The sequence below is a fragment of the Geodermatophilus chilensis genome (assembly GCF_002802985.1).
Classification (GTDB): domain Bacteria; phylum Actinomycetota; class Actinomycetes; order Mycobacteriales; family Geodermatophilaceae; genus Geodermatophilus; species Geodermatophilus chilensis.
The window spans coordinates 1-2,895 of sequence record NZ_NVPT01000299.1; the positions used below are offsets into that span (position 1 = coordinate 1).

5 protein-coding genes are annotated in these 2,895 nt (G+C 70.5%); all 5 read right to left on the reverse strand.

What is annotated here, in order from left to right; all coding sequences use genetic code 11:
• Positions 1-49 precede the first annotated feature (49 nt).
• A complete protein-coding gene (locus CNO22_RS26540) occupies positions 50-1,237 on the reverse strand; it encodes a TOTE conflict system archaeo-eukaryotic primase domain-containing protein (protein WP_198588630.1) in 1,188 nt (395 codons plus the stop codon).
• Between the two features lie 38 nt (positions 1,238-1,275).
• Positions 1,276-1,800 (reverse strand): TOTE conflict system archaeo-eukaryotic primase domain-containing protein, encoded by a 525-nt coding sequence (locus CNO22_RS28635; RefSeq protein WP_198588631.1) that lies wholly within the window; start codon positions 1,798-1,800, stop codon positions 1,276-1,278.
• Positions 1,801-1,867: 67 nt separating this feature from the next.
• Positions 1,868-2,152 (reverse strand): hypothetical protein, encoded by a 285-nt coding sequence (locus CNO22_RS26545; RefSeq protein WP_232807378.1) that lies wholly within the window; start codon positions 2,150-2,152, stop codon positions 1,868-1,870.
• Between the two features lie 5 nt (positions 2,153-2,157).
• Complete coding sequence (locus CNO22_RS26550; RefSeq protein WP_100502224.1) at positions 2,158-2,400, reverse strand: hypothetical protein; 243 nt, start codon at positions 2,398-2,400, stop codon at positions 2,158-2,160.
• Between the two features lie 276 nt (positions 2,401-2,676).
• The coding region (locus tag CNO22_RS29545; protein WP_232807379.1) for a hypothetical protein at positions 2,677-2,895 on the reverse strand (219 nt) is incomplete at its 5' end.

The window sequence follows — 2,895 nt, forward strand, 5'->3', positions numbered from 1 at the left end:
GCGCCTGTAGTAACACGACCCCATCGCGGCCTGCCCGCATCCCTCCAGGTCAATCAGCGAATTGGGCCGGTCGCGTGCTCACGATCTTCGGAAGTCCGGTCAGCCCGAGCCAGCGACGAGCCGGGATCTGCCGCACGGCGTGCTCGAAGGCGGCGGCCGGCACGTGGTGGCACTCGTCGACCACGACCAGGCCGTACTGACTGGTCCAGCTGGCGACGTCGTCGTCCCGCGCGAGGGTCTGCAGGGTGGCGACGTCGATGACACCGGTGGTCTTGCCTCGTCCGCCGCCGCGCTGCCCGGGTTTGACGCCGAGCAGTGCGCTGATGCGGGCCCGCCATTGGTCGGCCAGCGCCTTGCGGTCGACCAGCACCAGTGTGGACACGGCCAGCGAGGCGATGAGCGCGCAGGCGATGACCGTCTTGCCCGCCCCCGGCGGGGCCACCAGCACGCCGAGCTCGTGCAAGGCCAGCGCGTTCAGCGCCGCCTGCTGTTCGGGGTCCAGCTCAGCAGTGAAGCGGAAGCTCTGCGTCTGCCCGGTCGCGCGCCCGTCGGTGATTTCCAGGCGGCTGCCTGCCTGCTCGACCAGGGCGGTGAGCCGGTCCTGCAGCCCGCGCGGCAGGAGCAGGTCGCCGGTGAGTGTCTCGTCGTAGCTGCGCAGGAAGCGTGGGATGTCCCAGGTGGAGGCCCGGCGCCGCTGGCGCTCGTAGAACACGGGGTTCGGCATCGACGCGGCGTGCTTGAGGGTGGCCAGAAGCGCGGGTGGCACCTCCGCGGCTTTGACGGTGATCGTCGCTCCGAGCCGGGCGCGAACGACAGCGGGAGGCTGCACGGCGATCTTCGTGGAGGTGGGGGAGCGGAGTCGGTTCACCTCCGCGCCGACCGCGACCTGGCCCAGCCGCTGCGCGAGCCGGCTGACCTCCTTCGGCGTGAGCCGGCCGAGGCTGGACAGATACGCCCACTGGTCCTCGTGCGGCTCCATCGTTGCCAGGTCGAGGAAGACCGTGGCTCCCCGGCGGCGGGCATGGCCTTGTAGCGGGGCGGCGATCAGGTTGCCGAGGCCGCCGACCTGGACGGCGTCCTGAGAGGGGAAGAGCCGGTCGTAGCTGGCCAGGTCCATCCGGCCGCGGACCGAGATGGCCTCGCGCAGCAGCCCGGTGCCGACCTGGCGGGCGATGGCCGCCGGCACGGGCGCGGTGAAGAACAACCAGACGTGCGCGCCGAGGCCCGAGCGGGACACCTCCAGCGCCGCGGATGCGTCGACCGCGCGGGCCGCCTTCAGGTAGGCGAGCGCGCGTCCAGCATGGCGACGGGCCCGTCGAAATCGGCAGCCAGCCAATGGCAGCGGTCACCGTCCAACAGCGGATACAGGCCCAGCTCCAGCTCGCCGGACAGATGGGCGGTGATCACCTCTTCGGTCAGCGGCAGGTACTCCCGCTCGGCCGCCGGAACGCCCTTGCGCCAGCCGCCGCGGACCGCCGGCACCCAGCCGGCCCGGCCGGTGCGCGTGTTCTCCCACCGCAGCGCGTACACGTCGGGCCGCGCGGCGAAGAGATTGGCGAAGAAGGCCACCTTGGCCGTGGCCGGGGAGCCGGCGTGCACCGGTCCCGGCTCGCCGTCGAAGACGCCGGTCTGGATCGGGCCCGGCGGGCGCGCCTGCTGCGGCGTCAGCTCCAGCAGGCGCAGCAGGCGGGCGTTCTCCGCCCGCAGGCGGGCGACGTCGTCGCGCAGCGCCGACAGCTCGTCGTCCAGTCCGATGAACGGCAGCGTGCCCTGATCCGCGGACCCGGACGGATTCGGCACGACTCCATACTGTCGCGAGAACCACACACGGCGGCAGTTCAGGCAGCGGCCGTATGCCGCCGACGGGTCAGTGACCGGAGGTGACCGGCTTCTCCTTGCCGACCAGCGCGCGGTACTTCTGCCGTGCGGCTTCGCCGCTGGTCCCGACTGCTTCGCCGATGCGATCCCAGGGAACGCCGGCCTTTCTGGCAGCGGCAACGGCCTCACCGAGCTCGCTCTCGGCGAGGGCTCGGCGTAGGGCAGCAGCTCGTAGTGCGGCCTCTTCCTTGGAGACGGCCGGCTCGAAGTCCTCCTCGAAGATGCGGGACAGTTCCTCGGCCTGGTTGACGATCTCCTCGTAGCTGCGCGGCATCGTGATCAGCCTTCCTCGAGATACTTCCGCCGGGCCCTCATGGCATGGATGACGACCAGGCGATCGTCCTCGCCCACGAGGTAGCCGACTTCCAACATGGTCACGCCGTTGCGGGCCGGGCCGACGGCCATCGTGAGCTCGTAGTCGCCCTGGCCTGGGTAGGCGAAGATGGCGTTGCCAAGCGCGTGCAGGATGTCGTCGTCCGCGACGCCGTGCTTGCGTGCGGTGGCGAGAATCTCGATCCGCACCTACCCAAGTTAACTTGCCGTTGCCCGACCGTCAAGTTACCTTGGCCGCGCGTAGACAGACGGGTCCATGGCTCGTGGTGCAGTAGAAGCGACCGCGGATGAGCGGTCAGCTTGCAGCTCGAGAGGGCCCGGCGCGGTCAGGCGGTGTGTATCAGCTGGTGTCCGAGGTGCGACACGCTACATACGCACACGGCTGGCAGGCAGCGGCCGCTGAGCGCTCCTCGTCACCGCCCGTACTCGCCAGATCGCTTTCCCGACGGCGGCGAACACGAGTCTCTACTCCAGGTAATCCCCGGAGTCCGGGGTCCCAGGCTCGGTCCCGATCAGGTCTCTGTCGAAGTCTTGGCCACCGCCGGGGTTGCCCTCCTGATGCAGAGGTGGCGCCTGCGCTCCGCCGCGCAGCAGCGCTCCCAGCGCCTGACCGTCGTAGAGCACGGAGGAATCGACGGGCTCGCCATCGAGCATGGCCGCCGGAGTGCCCTGCGGATCCTGGTC